Raw genomic sequence first — 16,750 nt, forward strand, 5'->3', positions numbered from 1 at the left:
ATATGGAAGAATGGATTTACACAGGCGGCTTTCTGACGCTGCAGGAAGTGGAAACGCACCTGTATAAGGAGGCGATAGACACCATCAGTAGAGAAGATGACACCACGCTGCTGGCTGCCATCGACGCTGCCGTGCAGGAGGCGGCGGGCTACCTTGGCGCATACGACAGGGCAAAGATTTTCAACGCCCCGAAGCCAAAGCAGCGCAACCAGCTGCTACTTACTTTCGTTAAGGACATTGCCGTGTGGCACTTCGTCAATTTATGCAATGCCGGGGCGGAGCTTGAATTAAAAGAAAAACGATACGACAGGGCGATAGCATGGCTGCGGCAAGTGCAGAAGGGCGAAGTAACGCCGTCGCTGCCGCGTGCCGACAACGACAACGACGGAAAGCCCGACGGCAGCACAGAGTATATATATGGCAGCAACCCGAAAAGAAATCAACACTTTTAAGCAATGAGCAAGAATAAAAAGGTAATAGTAACAAAAAAATCCAAGGCGGCGGAGCCTGTCGTGGTAAATCAAATAATAGTAAAAGCACCCACGCGTAAGGTGTACGATGTGGGCGACTGGCGCAACGCGCTGCGTTCTGCCGACAGCGGGCGTGTGAAGACATTGTATGACCTTTTCGACGACGTACTCATCGATGGCGTGCTTGCCGACGCAGTAAGCAAGCGTATCGACGCAGTACTCAATTCGGAATTGGTGTTCTTGGATAAGGACGGCAAGGAAGTCGAAGAAATTGCCGAAATAATGGACACAACCGACTGGGAAGAATTGCTGCGCCAAATAATGAACGAACGCATTTACGGGCGTAGCGGCGTGGAATTCATTTGCACCCCCGACACCTTCCACGTTGCGCCCATTCCGGCAAAGCACATCAACCTACGTAGCAAGTGTATTGTCATCAACGACAGCGACGATAAGGGTGTGCCATACGAAGGTGATACGTCGTTGCTGATATTGGGGCACGAGCGCAACTACGGTTTACTACTGAAAGCTACGCCATTTGCCATTTATAAGCGCGGTGGCTTCGGCGACTGGTCGCAGTGGATAGAATTGTTCGGCATGCCGCAGCGTATCGGTAAATACAATACGTATGATCCCGAAAGCCGCAAGCTGCTGGAGCAGGCGTTAGAACAGGCGGGCTCGGCATCTTACGTTGTCATACCCCGCGAGGCGGAAGTCGAAACGAAAGAGGCGGGCAAGGGCAATGGTGCTTCATACAACGAATTCCGCCAAGCCTGCAACGAAGAAATGCTTATCACCATATTGGGGCAGACACTCACAACAGTGCAAGGCGAGAATGGCGCACGCTCATTGGGCGAGGTGCACAAGGAAGTCGAAGAGGGCAAAAATAAAAGCGATATGCGCTTCGTGCAGCGTGTGCTCAATAACCACGTGTTACCGTTGCTCGAGGCACGCGGCTACCCCGTCGGCGGGGGTAAGTTCATTTTCCCAAAGGCGGCGGAGCAGCTGACGGTAGCCGACATCGTGCAGCTTTCCGACATTATGCCTATTCCACAAAGCTACCTACACGAAAAATACTCCATTCCCGTGCCCGAAAACGACGAGCCGATAGCAAGGCGTCAGCCTGCCACCTTTGAGCCGGTGGACATTGACGGGGACAATGGCACGGCAACGGTGCAGAACAGCGACGGCGGTCCGGTTCCGACAGCCACCCCCACGCAACGGCAAAGGGCGGAGGCATCGTTCTTCCGGCGGCTGCGTGATTTTTTCGCGGTAGCCCCCACGACGATGGGGGCGAACTCGAAGTTACCATACCACACGACGACGCTTGGCGATGACACGCTCGACAACCGCCTGATAAAGAGGGTGGCAAATGGTGATGCTGCCTACTTTGATGCAGAGCTTTTCAAATTCATTGCCGACGACCTTTTAAACGCCATTCATAAGGTGTTTAAAAAGCCAATAAAGAACGCCGCATACACCTATGATAATTTCGACCCGGCATTCGTAACGGCTATGGAACAAAACCTTTTCCACTTTTCGGCGGCAAAAACGCTGGCGGAGGTGCAGAAGCTGAATCAGCTGTACCGCAAGGCGAAAAATTTTGAAGAATTTACCGCCGAAGCGAAAAAGCTGTGCGGTAAATTTAACAAGGTATGGCAGCGAACAGAATACGAAACAGCCAACCTTACGGCGGAAGCTGCGGCGAACTACCAGCGGTTGAAAGCAAAAAGTGGTAAATTTCCATATTGGCGGTATGTTACTGCCGGCGACGAAAAAGTGCGGGAGGAGCACAGAAAGCTCGACGGCGTTACGCTTATGCACGATGACCCTTTGTGGAATAAAATTTACCCTCCCAATGGCTGGAAGTGCCGGTGTTATGTTGTACCACGCATGAAGAATGAGGTGAGCGAGGAAATGGTAAAAATTTCAAAAGAAACCGTCGCTAAATACATGGAATCCGACGAATGGGCAAAAATAAAAGCAACGCATTTCGATAGGGGCGGAAGCCGTACGGACATTTTCCACAGCGATGACATGTATATCCGTAAATTCGCCAAAATGGCAGCAAAATTTTTGCGTAAAGTAACCCCCACGGATTGGGGCTTGAAACACTCTTACACGCAGCTTACCCGTGAAGCTAAAAACAAAATGAAAGAATATAAGGGTGCGGCAGAAGAATGGTGGAAAAAACAAACACATTTCTTTATTGAAGGGAAAGAAAGGATAGTTGTCGAAGACTACGCAGGGCGCAAAGCCATGATGGCGAAAGACAAATACGATGAGCACACGCAAAATAAAAAAAAGAATCGAGCTGACAGGGTGAAATTTTTAAACTGTATCGATGAAGTGGTAAAAGATCCGGACGAAGTGTGGCTGGGTAGGGACGAAAAAGACCGCCAAACCAATGATAACGAGCTGACGGAATGGAAATACATCAAATATTACGAAGGTGTTGCCGTCGTATGCGTGTATAAAATACAAAATACTTTGCTGAATTTCAAAACATTCTACGAGCTGCGTTCAAATGAAGTAAGAAAGGGTTTGCTGATTTATCGAAAATAAAAACGAGGCAATTCGTTCCTTACGTCCGCCGTCCTAATTCTTGGTTCTGCCACACGTGGCAAATCCGCGTCATACGGTTGGATAGTGGTGTACTTGTCGCCTCTTCGGGTTGATGCCAACACTCGCTGTCGTTTCAGCCTGTGGAAATCTCTATCACCCGCGAGAATATTCCCTGTTATTGCACCCGATTGTTGGCACTGCTTTTTGCAAAGATAAGTAATTATTTCGACAAAACAACAAAATTCGACAAAAATATGAATTTGCGAGAATTGGAAGCATTTTTAAGCAGCCTGCCCGATAAGATGATGGGCGACTGCGCCGAAATTGTCGCCGAAACGGCGACCGAATATTTTAAGGAAACATTCCGCAAAAAGGCATTCGACGGCAATCCATGGACGCCTGCCAAGACGCCGAAAAGGCGCGGTTCGCTGCTCATCGACTCGGGCGCAATGCTCAACAGCATACGCCCGTTGGTAATATCGCCGCAACGTGTCGTTATCGCGGCGGGCAACCAAAAGGTTACGTATGCCCGGGTGCACAACGAGGGCTACGACGGCGAAGTGCAAGTGCCGGCACACACCCGGCGCACGAAAAAGGGCAGCACCAACGTAAAGGCGCACACCCGCACAGCGCACGTCATACAACGTCAATTCATGGGTGATAGCGAAGAACTGAACGACAGGATAAAAAGTCGTGTCGTAGATTATATAAAAACTTTGACAAATGAATAAAGAATTTTTCCTTGCCGTTACAAACCACATAGCGGCAAATGTACCTCAAATCAAATGGGTAGATGCCGACGAGGGGCAACTGTATGTATCGGGGCGTCCGCCGGTGGCTTTCCCTGCCTGCTTGGTCGATATTAGCTACCCGCAGTGCGACACAATGACAGGTGGCAAGCAGCGCATACGTGCGCGTGTGGAGCTGCGCGTTGTGTTTGCCATACAGGGCAGCACGAATGCCGCTGCCCCCGCTGCGGTGCGCGAGCGGTCGTTGGCACGCTTCGACACGCTGGAAGCATTGCACAAGGCGTTGCAATGGTGGAATGGCGGAGGTATCTTCAACCCCTTAAAGCGTATCAGCTCCACGCCGGAGCGCAGAGCTGATGATATAAAGGTGTACAAAATTATTTACGAAACGGAGTTCTTCGATTAGCTTAGTGCCACTCGAAGCCGGGGAACATCTTTGCCAATTTCCTTGCCGACGGGCGTTGCTCCAACAGAGAGTGCAGCAGCTTATCATAGTTTACCAAGGCATTCTGTATGGTTCTGTCGCCGACAAAAAATTCGTAGTCGGATAAAATTTTCATGACGTCGTCAAAGCGTCGCCGCTTAATTTCAGTCCAGTAATAATACCGGGCTACTATCGTTCGGTTGCGCTTTTCTAACCTGTCCTGCGGCGTAGCGATAGTAGCATCGCCGTCGGGCGTTGTAAAGGCGCGGCGGCGTATCTTCGTTTCGCGCTGCACCACTTCTCCGAAACCAAAATTTAACATTAATTGCGTCATAAAGAATAAAGAATTTAGCAGCACAAAGATACAAAAAAAGATGCTGACTGCCAAATTGTCAGCATCTTTTTTATTTACTTATCTTCTTTTAGGTTCAGCCAAGTACCTCAGAGCGTCGTTTTTTCGGGCGCATCTCTTTCGACCACTGCCATTATCGGCGTTTCCACGATGGCAACAACTTCGTGGTCTACTATTGTTCCGGAAAGAAATTCGGATATATACTGCCTTGCGGCAGCTACCGAAGCAGCTTGCACCAAATAGTTGTGGTTGCTCCTTTTTTCCTTACCATCGTCGTTAAGGATGGTAAATACCACCTTCACCCTATAATAACGGGTGTCGTTGTCATTATCAGTAAATAGCACTTCGTTATATGGTGCTATCGTGATGGCACGCACGTCCGTTTCGCCGGAGCTGACGCTATCTACCATTGCTGCCACAATGGCAGCCTCTGCCGCGCCAAAGCTGATAGCCTCAACTGTGTATTGCTCCGTTACGCGCTTACTCGCGCCGTCTTCCATTGTTTTTTCATACCGGTACTTCGTTTCGTACCACATACTTGTTTTGCTTCTCATTGTCTTTTTTGTTTTGTTGTTATTATTTACTTTGATTGAAAAGCGACAATTCGTCGCCTTTTTGATAAACTATTTCTATCCACGAGCTTTCGGGGGTGTCGATGTCGCGCAAGGTTTCCGTGTCGAATGGACCGAAGTAAAATCCGTGTCGCCCTCCATGTACTTTATAGGGGCTTTTATCAGTTTTGCCCGTACATGTATGTGGGGGCGGCGGGGCACTTCGCGCTTACCGGTTAGCCATTCGGGCTTGCCGCACGTGCAATTCCGATAAACGCCCTCCACTTGGTAAATGCGCCCTTTGTAAAGCTCTTCGTGCCCAATCCAATGGTACACGAATTTATCGCCTACTTGTATCATAATGTTATTTTTTTATCGTTATACGTTGCCCTACCTTTGTTTTAATATAGGTAAGGCTATCTACATCTACATCGTGCACCCGTCGCTTGTTGGCGACAAAAAGGGTAAATTTTGAGGGCACGTATTCGGGCTTACGGTGATGGAAGAGGAAGTAGTGGCAGTTGGGAGGGGGCACTACGGGAACGATGATAGATGCCTCCTCAACTTCTTTCCCCCTTTCGTTGTCCATGTGCCCCTTTATCCACACCTTTGCAACGACGAATCCGTGTATCTCCTTCTTGCCGCATGCAGCAAGAAGGAATAATGCGAAAATAAAAAATATTACCTTTTTCATGTCGATTAACTTTCTGTCATACCAAGGGGAATTTGCTTCCACGCCCCGTTATCATTTCTCACTTCTGCGCGAATAAACTGCTTACTCACTGTCGGCTGGTAGCTTTCTTCGATAATACGCACACCCTCCAAAAAGCGTTCATTACCGTTGTCCTCCGCTATCTTGCGCAGCTGCACGATGCGCGATGCTTTCAGCGTGCCCTGTGCATCGCGCGCCAAAAGGCGGAACACCATATTTACCAACGCCTGCGTGTCAGTGTCTTTTGCAAGCGAAGAAATAAAATCTTTCACTATGGCAATGCCGTCTTCCACCGTATCGCGGTAGCCGTCGGTGGTATATTGCCCAATCGTCAGGCGCATGCTGCCGTCAGAAGTGGTGAAAGTGTGGCTACGCTGCTCGGGGTTCTTCGTTTTAAACAGCTCTGCCTTTGCGGCGATGATAGCCTTAAAGTTATCTATCACCTTTTGCTTTACGGTTTTTATGTCGCCCGAAAGCTCCTGCAAAATCGGTATGGCAGCACTCACTTCGTCGTCTACCATTTGCTTATACACTTCGCGTTCTGCTTTGGCTTTCGCCGCTGCCGCCTTTTTAGCCTCATCTGCCTTGAATTTTGCGAATTGCGCTTGTTCTTCGGCTGTCATTTCAACTTTTACTTTTTCCATTTTCCTTTGATTTTTTGATGATTATTCTTATTTTTTTATTAACACTATTCAGCTCTTCTATTGTCAGTTCTCGGAATACCTTGCCCGATATTCTCGGGTTGTGGCAAAAGGCGTCCACCGTTGCCCAATCCGTGGTGTCGATACCGTAAATTTGCAATTGGTGTAGCACTCCACTGCGTGCCCGGCGCAGTCGAGCCTGCCGCTGCGCCGCTTTTTTATCGTTGTTGAGCACACGCTCCATATCACGGCACATAACGTCGTATTCCCACCTCGACACCTCCCGCAGCGACTTCGTGCGCCCCTGTGTGTATTGCCACACTAATGTTTCCTTATCAGCACCCGGCAGCTGCTTCAGCAGCGTATAAAAGCGGGCGTAATTTTTTATCACTTGTGCCATATCATTTGATTTTATATGTTAGCACCGGGCGTCCGTTGCGCAGCACGTCCAGCACTGTTACTCCCTCATCTTCTTTGATGCGCGTATCGATGTCGCTTTTTATCAGCGCAATAAAGCGTTGTGTGCCTTGGTGATAATAAAAGAAATTTTTTATAAAGCGTTCCAACGCCTGCCAAAAGGCGGGTGTATCTTCAACGACACCGCCAAAGCGACAGCTGACATCCAACTTTAACCGTAACAGCCATTCGGGCTTTCGGCTAAGCACCGAGTAGCCTACTAAATTCCCTTTCTTTGTTTTTTCCATATTATTATCATTTTTTGTTTTCGTCCTTTTTCCAATATTTATCAGCTCTTTCTTCCCAAATGGTGAAATAGCCTTTATTTCCGAAATATCGCCCTTTGCTGATAGCCCGGTAGCCCTCCACCCAAATTTTCAGCGATGCGCTATACATTGCGCTTTGGGCGGTGCGCCCCAACGGCTTCATACCGTCAGCCTGACTAATAAAAATTATCAGCTTATTTTGATGCCGGGCAATAAATTCTTCGTATTGCTTCAAATCAACATGCGCATACTGAAAGCTATCCACCACCACAATGTCGGGCGAACGCCGACGCTTTAGCCGGGTGTCAAGCTCTTTCAAGCTCTCATTCAGTAAAATAAACTGTCGCCCTACGTCGCCCATGCCAACACGCATAAGGGCGTTCTGCATCGTCAGGCTGTCGCCCTCCTCCAAGCTGTCATAAGCAACTTTTCCATATCGTGTAAGCTCTTTGCAAAGCTGGAGGACAAACGACGTCTTCCCACTGCCGCTGCGCCCCCAAATGAACCATACGCCGTTTTGTTCGGGCTGCCCGAAGGCTTCTTCCCATTCGCCATCGAACGCATATACCTGCCTGTTCTTTCGCATCAAATCTACCATACTTAATGCCTTTTTCATTTCCTTTTAAATGTCGTTTAAATGCTCTTTAAATATTATTTCATTCGCTTTTGCTTGTGCACCGCTTTCTTCACTCTGCGGAGGTCGAAGTCGAATTGCTCGGCATCTTCCACCACTGCCGATGTCTGCTTTTCGTTCAACCCGTTACCTACGCAGATGGCATACACATCGTTAGGCGAAGTGCGCTCTACTTCAAAGAATTTGCGCCCCATGCGCGAGTGGATTTCGTTGTAGCCGCACTTATTATAGCGCAAGCCCATCTGCATACGCCGCTTGATGTAGCTTGTTGAAAAGAATACTATGCCGCACTTATCCTCCAAGCGGTTGTGCAAGTCGATGAAGTAATGGAAAACACGTTCCGTCAATTTGTCAGCCTCATCAAATATCAGCAGTGGGGCGTCCATCTGTACAAGACTGTCAATGATACGCTCGAGCAGCTCTCGAATGCTGTACCCATCAGTGCGCAAGCCCACTTTGCGGGCAATTTCGCGCACGAAGTCGCTTTTGCGCATATCCTCCGAGCAAAGAATATAGAATACTTCGCGCTGATCATCGGCGAAAAGGCGTGCTGTCGTTGTCTTGCCACAACCGGCATCGCCGACTACCCATGTTACATTCTTCCACTCTTTGGCATCATTTAAGGCGAATACCATTTCCTTGTAAGCTGTCGTTTCGACTATTTGCCAGCCGTCGCCCTGCTTTACGCCGATTTGTGCGGCAACGTTTTTCCACATTTCGTCGGCGATGTTCGCCCAATTGCCTTTCAGCATTTGACTTACCGTTGCCGGGCTGATACCCACAAGGCTTTGAGCTGCTTTGTTTTGGCTACCGTACTTGCAACATAGGTTTTCAGGCTCTCTACTATCAGTTGCTTTTCTTTTGTCATCATAACTTTATATTTTTTGTTACAATTTTTCCACTGTTTTCCTTTCATTGTATTGCACTTCCGACCAATCCATATTGGATAGCTTCTTCGTATGCTGCCCCAATTCCACCACTTCGGCGTGGCTGTCCTTTTCCAACCTACCCACTCTGTCGTACAGCTGCTGTTGCTGCTCTGCCGTCAAGCCCTTGAGCTTTGGGTAGTATAGCCCGTTTTGCTCCGGGTCAGTGCCGTAACGCTGCGCAATCTCTCTGCCCGCTGCCACGCGCTCTATTCTGTCCTGCTTGCCGCGCTCGATGTCGGCGTGTATGCGTGCCTTTTCTTCTGCGCTTTGGTCTTGCATGGCGCGGTGCACCTGCATGTAAGGCTTCGCAACGGTGCAAAAATGCAGTTTTTTTGCACGGTCGATGGAATAAAGGTTTACCGTTGTCATGTCTTGGGGGTCATATTGCACGTAGAATTTTTCCCACGTGTGCAGCCTTCGCCACTCTCTGTCGGGTATCTGCACGCCGTTTTCGTCCACGGTAAACACTTCCCAATGGTACTGCTTTTTATTTATCATCATTTTTATGCCGCTGTCGGTAAATGTTACCGGCTTTTCGGACATTATCCAAAACATATCCTGCATTTCGTACTTGCCAACAGCGGGCGTTTCCTCATTTACGCTTTGCTCGTAAAGAGCTATGCGAGTGTCCTCGTGCTTCGGGTGCTTCATGGCATTCCACTCCTCCCGGCATTGCGCATAAATTTCGCATAATTCCAACAACGTGGGCATGTTGTCGCGGTTGGCAGCCACCATTTCCATGTTGGGGCGGCTCGTCAGTTTTTTTGCCGTAACATTCTGCCCCGTAAAGTTGAAGTAGCGCGCCAGCACCTGCTGTTGGAAGCGTCCGAAAATGTTTTCAATGGTTTTGGATTCGCCGTTGTGTGGCATCGTGGGGCGGTGGATATGGCATAGCCTATCCAAAAAGCCTTTTTCTTTTTCGTCGCCGGTGGGCTTTTTGCCCTGACGGTTCAGCTTGTTGTGCCCACCTTGATTGTCGTGCACTATCTCGTAAGGCTTGTGCCCGCTGCGTTGCACCGCCATACGGAAAGCACAGTATTGTGCCTCGAAATTCTCGCTTTCGCTAATGTGAAAGCCCAAAAGTACTTCACTGTAGGCATCTACCACCTCATATACATTTATCGTCTTGATTTCCTTCCCTTCCCGATAGTATAGGTTGAGCTTCGTTCCGTCGCCATACCAAAGGCTGTCGCGACGTTCGGGCAAAATTGTGCTTTGCTTTCTGCCAAAGCGTTGGCGTGCTGCCTGCTCTCCGTGCACGGCGTCATACCACAGCTGCTCCACCTTCGGGCTGTAAAGCCATGCCTGCAGAGAGCGCACGCTCTTCAATGGCTTCCACTTGCGAATGGCGGCAAGCTCGTTGTATTTCTCGAAAATCTGTGCATCGGTGTAGCGGGGTGTATAGCTGCGCTTCAGTGCAATAAGCACTTCTTTGCCTTCCTCCGTTATCTTAATGGTGTTGGCGTTGCCTAACTTCTTGCTTACCACACTTTCGTAGCCATCTTTTTGAAAGGCGCGTATGCGTGCCTTTAGTCGGCTAAGGCTTGCCGGCAGCGTGTGGTGATAGCGTTCGCGCAGTGCTTCGCTGTTCTGCAACACCACCTCCCACACATCGGTGGCGCGTGCGTTCAAGCTCGCCATCATCGCGCGGCGTTCAGCCTTCATGCGCAGCAGCTCACCCAACACGCTGGCGTTGGTGGTGTATTCTGCCTTTAGTTCTTCGTCGAGTGTGGTGTACACGTCATTCTTCAAATACTGGTATTCTTCGTAAAACGCCCGGGCACACTCGTCGTATTTCACTGCTTTGCGCATTTCTCTTTCGCGCAGCACGTCTTCGGGATTTCCATATTTTTGCATAAATCTCTTCCTATATTTTTCGGGCATGGAATCAAAGCTGTACAGTGTGAAGTTTTCTTCACCACCGCCGGCATATACTGGCACAATACGCTTGCGGTAAAGGTTGCTGTTGAAAGTGCCCATTTTCATTACGGGGTCGCTTCCGCCTATCAGCTCCTCACGCGTTACGCACAGCATTTTGTTATAGTATTCCATACTCGCTACTCGCTAACTGTTATAACTTTTCGGCACGTGCTTCGTCAAATCCAACAATCCAACGGCGTTGCGCCTTGCGGCGGCGGGCAGCGTCAAAAACGCCATTTAAAAGGCTATATGCTTTTTTAAGCCAGCCGTCGGACCTATTATTTACCGTTATCGCCATACTATCGGGTGTTTCAACCATTGTTACAGCGGAAGCGTCTGCCACCTCTAAAATTATCTTTGTTGTTTTTTCTATTGTTATTTTCATGTTTCCTCCTCCTTATAAGGCAGCAGCGAAGCACTGCGCGTTAGTTAATTCTTCAATTGTGTTGATGTGAATATCACGGCAAAGCTCGCCTTTCTTATTAAATACTTTAAGGTTGCCGGTAGCCCACACCATGACGAGCTTCGCGCCATTTTCAAAAGGTTGCACCATTTCACCGGCTGCCGTGTTATGTATCGTCTCAAATGCCGGTAGCTCGTTCATCAGAACGCCGCCACGGTGCAAAGCCAACATCCGAATACGCTTTGCCAAATCGCTATTGCCGCGCTTTGCGTCATAGTGTAGCGCAAAATCGACCATTGAACGCGAAACATGGAGTGCTGCTCCTATCCATTCTTTCTCTTTTGCAGAAATTTTAATGTACTTTTTCATTTTTTTATAATATAAATATTGTTAGTTTAAATTCTTCATTTCCCAATGCATCTATCCATACATCGTCGTCGCCAAAAGCTTCGCCAATTTTCTTTATATCTGAAAAAGAAGTGTTACCTTTAATCCCAACTTCTACTACTACAGAATTGGTTTGTAGTATATACAGCACTTCTATTTCACGCTCAAGGGGTAAACCTTCTATCACCTCCGCAACGTCTTCTTTTGTCCATTTTTCCATATTCATTATTTTTATTAGTTAAAATTCTTTTTTCTTACCCCCTTTTCGTACCTTTGGGGGCGTGTAGTATTTTTTACACGTTGCAAAGATAACATTTATTTTTGACACTCCAAATAAAAATGGCATTTATTTTTGTCATAATTAAAAAAATTATGGGTACGATAAAGGAAAGATTAGAAAAAATAGCTGCTTTTGATAGCCTTTCTATTAGGAAGTTTGAAGAAAAATGCGGCTTAAAAAGGGGCAATATAAGCAATATGAGCAATGAAAGCAGCATTGGCTCTGATAAGCTGTCAAAAATAATTGACAACTACTCTTTTATTGATATAGAATGGCTACTTACTGGTAAAGGTGTAATGCTAAAAGATGACGCAGCAGCACCCCCGGCAGATGCCACCATTCAACCGATACACCAACCACGATGCCCGGAAAAGAAATTGGAGCAACAAATAATTAATTTGTACGACTTCGAGGCAACGGCGGGGCTACGTTCCTTGCTCGACAACCGGCACGCCAACATCATTGACACTATAAAAATACCGAATATGCCGAAGTGCGACGGTGCAATACATATTGTAGGGGATTCGATGTACCCGCTCCTAAAAGCGGGTGATATAGTTTTCTATAAAGAAGTGCCGGTAGATTTGCAATACATTTTTTACGGTGAAATGTACCTGCTATCGTATAATATCGAGGGCGACGACTACGTGGTGGTAAAATACATCAAAAAATCAACAAAAGGCGACCCTTTCGTTACTTTGGCGTCGCAGAACCCCAACCACGCCGATAAGGACATCGACTTTCGGCACGTCAATGCAATAGCACTTATAAAGGCATCTATCAGAATAAATAGTATGTCATAAATTATTAATAATAAAAAAGTATGGGAATAAAGCATGTTTATGATTACAACGAAATGTTCGTTGAAAAAAATTTGTATTCCATGGAGAATGACAATAACGAAGTGTTAAGAGCGTTAGAAGAGCTCGCAGAGCAAAACAACTGCGAGCTGGTAATACATCATTTTATTTCGGAGCGTTCTCGACGGGGGTGCCTTTATGAAGATTTCTTCATTCCAGTTTGCCCGTCTCGTATTCGCCGCAAGGTTCACGAAATTTTGAATAAGCGTTATCTGACGCATATAAAGGTGCAGGATATTTTTCAGGATAAAGCGGCGATAGAGCAGGAGCTCTACGAAGGTCGAAAGTTATTACCGAGCCCAAATACATAAGAAGCGCATACCAATGCGTCGGATCTACATTATTTACATCTGCACGCAATGGCGTGCGGACGTAATTTGATGTTGGATTGAAAACGCTTTTACCATCCTCATCAATAATTTCTATTATTAAACGCAAAAATCTTTTCTCCATATTATTAACTTTTTATTACCACAAAGTTACTAAAAAATATTGAGAACAAAAAGAATTTAAGCCACTTTTTATATAAAAGAAATAGGCAGCTATCAGCTGCCTATTTCTTAGCACAAATGACTTATTTATATTTAAATTCATTGTAATATTCAAATAGCTTTTTCACGTCATCGATGGCATTTAAATCCAACAATTGGTAAGTTTTATTATCAATGGTAAATCCGTTTTCTTTCAACGTCTTTATAGACGGTGCTCCTTGCTTTTTGGCTATCGTCATAACGATGCCTTTATTCTTTATCTTCTCACCTAACCTATGCACTTCAAAAATAAAGCGAAAAGCGGTGTTAAGCACGTTTTCTATGTCATAGTTTGGTTCTTTTCGCTTTATTGTAAACGAAAGCCCCAGTTTCGCATTTACTATCTTGATATTTTTATAACAATCCGTAATCGACTGCCCCCTTTTGAATACTATCCTTATACCATTAAAAACAACATCTTGTTGTTTTTCCTCTCCATTCCAAATTTCATTTATTTTACCAATCAGCTCTTCGATGTCTATTTTATTTAAATCTATGCTCGCCATTTCTTCTTTGCGTCGTTCTTCCTCGACGCGCTGTTTTTCTTCTCTTTCTCTTTCAATCCTTTCTTCTTCCTCTTCTTCTCTCTTTCTTTCTTCATGAAGGCGGAAGTTTTTCTCCGATGGGTAAACATCGCTTCTTTTAAACCAATATAAAGCGTGTTCGTGTACGTTTTCTATGGTTGTTTCGTGAAAATTTTTATCGGCAACAACGCCTCTAAAATTTCCCTCTACATATACAGAGTATTCGAACCAACCTATTTTGGTTTTGAACTTATAATACACTCTCTTGCTCTTGTGAGAATTTGAAGTTACTTCTTTCTTCCATACTAAAATGGTTTCTTTTTTCATATTATTTGCCCGTCATGCCGATAGCACAGCATTACATTTATTATAAATAATATACTTCCTTTTTCTGTTTTTCGGTAAAAGGAAATTCCGGTACTTCGCCTATATTTATTTTAGACAAACCAAATTGCTTATCGGTAAGCAATCGTACCTTGTACTTCTTAATCAATTTTCCATTGAAGTTTTGAATGAAATCCAAAGCATCTTGCTTTGTTGCAAAATGTTTGGCATAAAATTTCATCGCCTTTCTGTTAGCTGCTATATAAGAGCTACCCGAAAGTACTTTCTCATCTTTTTTTGTTACCACTTTCCCTGTTGTGGGGGTAAAAATTGCCCAGTGTACTTTGTAAGGAGATGTTGTTTTCATTTTATAGGACAGTTTTTAGAGTGTCTCTCTTCTTTTGTTAAATATCGTAATATTCTATTTTTACATTAATGCTATTTTCAACTTCTTCTATTTTGTCGCCGCAAATAAGGCTTCTGCCGCCTTTGGCAACTTTGCCTTTATAAGCAGAAATATCTGCACCAACACCAAGAGCGTACATGTCCTGTATTGTCAATTCTGCTTCTTCGTATTTGGCTACATCTTTCTTTTTTAGAAATTCTGTTAAAATAAATGGACGAGTGCCGTTTATTACCTTTTTGCCTTTCAATCCAAGACGATAAAGTATTTCGTTCACATCTGTATATGTGAGCACATCGCCAAATTTTACGCTGTTACTTGTGTGATTTGAAAATCTAACACTAACACTCTTTTTATTATGAGTGTTAGTATATGTAACATATACGCTTTCGCTTGTATTTGACTTGCTTACAGAGCTTTCTATGAAATCGTAGCCCTCTTTTTTGAAGTCGTGTATATTATATAAGGCGTGTATTGTGCCATCGCCTATAAAATTTCCGTTTATATCTTTTTTCGTTTTCATAAATTTGTTTATTTCTTAATTGTATTGCAAATATATAAAGTATATTTTAATTATCCAAATAATAATATAACTTTTGCTTAACTTTTAAGATTTATTTAACCTACACGCTTGTTTTTTACATTTATCAACGAAATATAAAGTATCATTTAAGTTTTTCACCTTTTTATTTGGTATACTTAAAGTAAATGAGTATCTTTGCCACAGATACAAAAATACATTATATATGAACATAAAAAAGAATATCAAAGCGCATGGCTGGACATTAAAGCAGCTTGCGCAGGCAATGGGTGTTACTCAGCCCGCCATATCCGCCCTTCTGAATGGGAATGCAACACTGTATAAGCTAAAGGAAATTGCCAATGTAATGGGCATACCGGTGGCAGAATTACTATTAGAAGAGGAAGAGCAAATAAATTCTTTTAAATGCCCCCATTGTGGCAAAGTAATAAAAATCTCTATAAATGGCTAAGTACATTATACAAAAGAGCAATATCCAGCCCAATGGGTGGGTATTGACAGACACGGTGCACGGCATCGTTGTTACCTTTGAACAAGGTAAATTCAACGAAACGCAAAAAGTTACAGTTCTTGAGGACGTTCCCAACCCGTCGCCGACAGATTTAGCCCATATCATGGGCGAGCTGTCAGATTGGGCACGGCAGCACCATCCTGACAAGTTGTTTTAACCCCCCACTACTTTATTAAAAGGCTACCACTTGGTAGCCTTTTTTGTGCGCTTAATAGGCACGCGCACACGCTTTTTTATCCGTTTTTAGCCTTAAAACCGTGTAAGTTATTAAAATACAAACACTTACCACTTTCTTTATACACTTAAACACCTGCCAAATACCACCTTTAAAAGTGGAAAACACCCCCCCCAATTCAACGAAAACGCAAAAAATGCCCCCTTTTTAGTACCAAACGGGGGGGGGGGACGAGCACCAAAATACCAAAAAGTGAATAAACAAATGAATAAACAAGAGTATCATTTCGTTTTTACAATGAATAAACAAATGAATAAACAAATGAATAAACAAATGCCATTTTTAACATTTAATGCCCTAAAAATGGGGTAAAAGTGGGCAAAAACGCTCCCGGTACCGACAAAAAAGCGTTTAAGTACTCGTATATCAGCACTTTACGAATGACGATATTTGCAAAAAGCCCTAAAAATGGGGTAAAAATGGGCAATAATGTGCCCGGTACCGACAAAAAAGTGTTTAAGTACTCGTATATCAAGCACTTACGAATAACGATATTTGCAAAAAGCCCTGAAAGTGGGGTAAAAATGGGCAATAATGCACCCAGTACCGGCAAAAAAGTGTTTAAGTGCTCGTATATCAAGCACTTACGAATAACGATATTTGCAAAAAGCCCTGAAAAAGGGGTAAAAAATGGGCAAGACGATGCCCGGTACCGACAAAAAAGTGTTTAAATACGGTTTAATCAACGACTTACGGCGTAACACGCTGCATTCTCATCGTTTATTTTGGGTATACCCAACGTAACACCCAAAATTTCACACGCCCTATTTCTTTGCGTTCTAAGCCCCGCACGACGCCCCGACTGATAATCCCCCGAAAACCCCGTATATAAAGCGTTCTGCGCGTTCTGTGTGCCCAAATACGCCGTGCCGATGCAAAGCAAACATTAACCCGACGCCAACGTTTTTTTGCACGATGTAAACTTTTGGCGGTTGAACACCCTTCAAACACCGTTTAAATGCAAAGCAAATGTAAAGCGATGTAAAGATGTTTAAGTTGATTTTGGATTAAATGGTTTTTGTATTCTTCACTCGTAACTATCTGATAATCAGTTATCGCATTGTCTCATTTCGTTCTGCTGCC

At 45.1% G+C, this 16,750-nt stretch carries 23 protein-coding genes and 1 pseudogene; 8 read left to right on the top strand and 16 right to left on the bottom strand.

Annotated elements, in window-relative coordinates; genetic code table 11:
- Nucleotides 1-2: 2 nt before the first annotated feature.
- The 4 genes from JCM15124_RS09645 (at nt 3) to JCM15124_RS14015 (ending at nt 4,190) form a co-directional block, all read left to right on the top strand.
- Entirely contained in the window at nt 3-452 is a 450-nt protein-coding gene (locus JCM15124_RS09645) for a phage protein Gp36 family protein (protein ID WP_024999264.1), read from the top strand.
- Between the two features lie 3 nt (nt 453-455).
- Nucleotides 456-3,035: a phage head morphogenesis protein gene (locus tag JCM15124_RS09650; protein WP_024999265.1), complete on the top strand. Its 2,580-nt coding sequence runs from the start codon at nt 456-458 to the stop codon at nt 3,033-3,035.
- Between the two features lie 254 nt (nt 3,036-3,289).
- Nucleotides 3,290-3,766 (top strand): phage virion morphogenesis family protein, encoded by a 477-nt coding sequence (locus tag JCM15124_RS09655; protein ID WP_024999266.1) that lies wholly within the window; start codon nt 3,290-3,292, stop codon nt 3,764-3,766.
- A complete protein-coding gene (locus tag JCM15124_RS14015; protein WP_036885314.1) occupies nt 3,759-4,190 on the top strand; it encodes a hypothetical protein in 432 nt (143 codons plus the stop codon). The genes JCM15124_RS09655 and JCM15124_RS14015 overlap by 8 nt, the downstream gene beginning before the upstream one ends.
- Nucleotide 4,191: 1 nt before the next feature.
- Here JCM15124_RS14015 and JCM15124_RS09665 read toward each other — a convergent pair whose 3' ends face one another.
- From JCM15124_RS09665 to JCM15124_RS09720, 13 genes and pseudogenes are all read right to left on the bottom strand, one after another.
- Nucleotides 4,192-4,530: a hypothetical protein gene (locus tag JCM15124_RS09665; RefSeq protein WP_232220152.1), complete on the bottom strand. Its 339-nt coding sequence runs from the start codon at nt 4,528-4,530 to the stop codon at nt 4,192-4,194.
- A gap of 119 nt (nt 4,531-4,649) precedes the next feature.
- A complete protein-coding gene (locus tag JCM15124_RS09670; protein WP_024999269.1) occupies nt 4,650-5,114 on the bottom strand; it encodes a DUF4494 domain-containing protein in 465 nt (154 codons plus the stop codon).
- 75 nt (nt 5,115-5,189) lie between these two features.
- Entirely contained in the window at nt 5,190-5,471 is a 282-nt protein-coding gene (locus tag JCM15124_RS15370) for a hypothetical protein (protein WP_232220153.1), read from the bottom strand.
- Nucleotides 5,472-5,475: 4 nt separating this feature from the next.
- A complete protein-coding gene (locus JCM15124_RS09675; RefSeq protein ID WP_024999270.1) occupies nt 5,476-5,805 on the bottom strand; it encodes a membrane lipoprotein lipid attachment site-containing protein in 330 nt (109 codons plus the stop codon).
- Nucleotides 5,806-5,810: 5 nt separating this feature from the next.
- Nucleotides 5,811-6,467 (bottom strand): DUF3164 family protein, encoded by a 657-nt coding sequence (locus tag JCM15124_RS09680; RefSeq protein WP_024999271.1) that lies wholly within the window; start codon nt 6,465-6,467, stop codon nt 5,811-5,813.
- Nucleotides 6,448-6,864, bottom strand: coding sequence for a hypothetical protein (locus JCM15124_RS09685; protein ID WP_024999272.1), 417 nt, complete (start codon nt 6,862-6,864; stop codon nt 6,448-6,450). The genes JCM15124_RS09680 and JCM15124_RS09685 overlap by 20 nt, the downstream gene beginning before the upstream one ends.
- Before the next feature lies 1 nt (nt 6,865).
- Entirely contained in the window at nt 6,866-7,168 is a 303-nt protein-coding gene (locus JCM15124_RS09690) for a hypothetical protein (RefSeq protein ID WP_024999273.1), read from the bottom strand.
- 7 nt (nt 7,169-7,175) lie between these two features.
- Nucleotides 7,176-7,802, bottom strand: a complete 627-nt coding sequence (locus JCM15124_RS09695; protein WP_024999274.1) for an ATP-binding protein — start codon at nt 7,800-7,802, stop codon at nt 7,176-7,178.
- A 35-nt stretch (nt 7,803-7,837) separates the two neighbouring features.
- Nucleotides 7,838-8,691: pseudogene (locus JCM15124_RS14020) on the bottom strand (AAA family ATPase).
- Between the two features lie 16 nt (nt 8,692-8,707).
- Nucleotides 8,708-10,801, bottom strand: a complete 2,094-nt coding sequence (locus JCM15124_RS09705) for a kinase (RefSeq protein WP_024999275.1) — start codon at nt 10,799-10,801, stop codon at nt 8,708-8,710.
- 19 nt (nt 10,802-10,820) lie between these two features.
- Nucleotides 10,821-11,054, bottom strand: coding sequence for a hypothetical protein (locus tag JCM15124_RS09710; RefSeq protein ID WP_024999276.1), 234 nt, complete (start codon nt 11,052-11,054; stop codon nt 10,821-10,823).
- A gap of 12 nt (nt 11,055-11,066) precedes the next feature.
- Nucleotides 11,067-11,441: a hypothetical protein gene (locus JCM15124_RS09715; protein ID WP_024999277.1), complete on the bottom strand. Its 375-nt coding sequence runs from the start codon at nt 11,439-11,441 to the stop codon at nt 11,067-11,069.
- 4 nt (nt 11,442-11,445) lie between these two features.
- A complete protein-coding gene (locus JCM15124_RS09720; RefSeq protein ID WP_156930703.1) occupies nt 11,446-11,679 on the bottom strand; it encodes a hypothetical protein in 234 nt (77 codons plus the stop codon).
- Nucleotides 11,680-11,936: 257 nt separating this feature from the next.
- On the opposite strand from JCM15124_RS09720, the gene JCM15124_RS09725 reads away from it, so the two are divergent.
- Both JCM15124_RS09725 and JCM15124_RS15965 read left to right on the top strand, forming a co-directional pair.
- Nucleotides 11,937-12,542, top strand: coding sequence for a S24 family peptidase (locus tag JCM15124_RS09725; protein ID WP_232220154.1), 606 nt, complete (start codon nt 11,937-11,939; stop codon nt 12,540-12,542).
- A gap of 20 nt (nt 12,543-12,562) precedes the next feature.
- Entirely contained in the window at nt 12,563-12,910 is a 348-nt protein-coding gene (locus JCM15124_RS15965; protein ID WP_024999280.1) for a hypothetical protein, read from the top strand.
- 263 nt (nt 12,911-13,173) lie between these two features.
- Here JCM15124_RS15965 and JCM15124_RS09735 read toward each other — a convergent pair whose 3' ends face one another.
- The 3 genes from JCM15124_RS09735 to JCM15124_RS16705 are packed head-to-tail and all read right to left on the bottom strand — an operon-like array spanning nt 13,174 to nt 14,903.
- Nucleotides 13,174-13,980, bottom strand: coding sequence for a hypothetical protein (locus JCM15124_RS09735; RefSeq protein ID WP_024999281.1), 807 nt, complete (start codon nt 13,978-13,980; stop codon nt 13,174-13,176).
- Nucleotides 13,981-14,020: 40 nt separating this feature from the next.
- Entirely contained in the window at nt 14,021-14,344 is a 324-nt protein-coding gene (locus tag JCM15124_RS09740; RefSeq protein ID WP_024999282.1) for a hypothetical protein, read from the bottom strand.
- Between the two features lie 37 nt (nt 14,345-14,381).
- A complete protein-coding gene (locus JCM15124_RS16705; protein ID WP_024999283.1) occupies nt 14,382-14,903 on the bottom strand; it encodes a hypothetical protein in 522 nt (173 codons plus the stop codon).
- 172 nt (nt 14,904-15,075) lie between these two features.
- On the opposite strand from JCM15124_RS16705, the gene JCM15124_RS09750 reads away from it, so the two are divergent.
- Both JCM15124_RS09750 and JCM15124_RS09755 read left to right on the top strand, forming a co-directional pair.
- A complete protein-coding gene (locus JCM15124_RS09750; protein WP_262499279.1) occupies nt 15,076-15,372 on the top strand; it encodes a helix-turn-helix domain-containing protein in 297 nt (98 codons plus the stop codon).
- The gene (locus JCM15124_RS09755; RefSeq protein ID WP_024999285.1) at nt 15,365-15,589 is read left to right on the top strand and encodes a hypothetical protein; all 225 of its coding nucleotides are present in this window, start codon (nt 15,365-15,367) and stop codon (nt 15,587-15,589) included. Before JCM15124_RS09750 ends, JCM15124_RS09755 begins: the two co-directional genes overlap by 8 nt.
- Nucleotides 15,590-16,750 lie beyond the last annotated feature (1,161 nt).

The sequence above is a fragment of the Prevotella falsenii DSM 22864 = JCM 15124 genome (assembly GCF_000613945.1).
Taxonomy (GTDB): Bacteria; Bacteroidota; Bacteroidia; order Bacteroidales; family Bacteroidaceae; genus Prevotella; species Prevotella falsenii.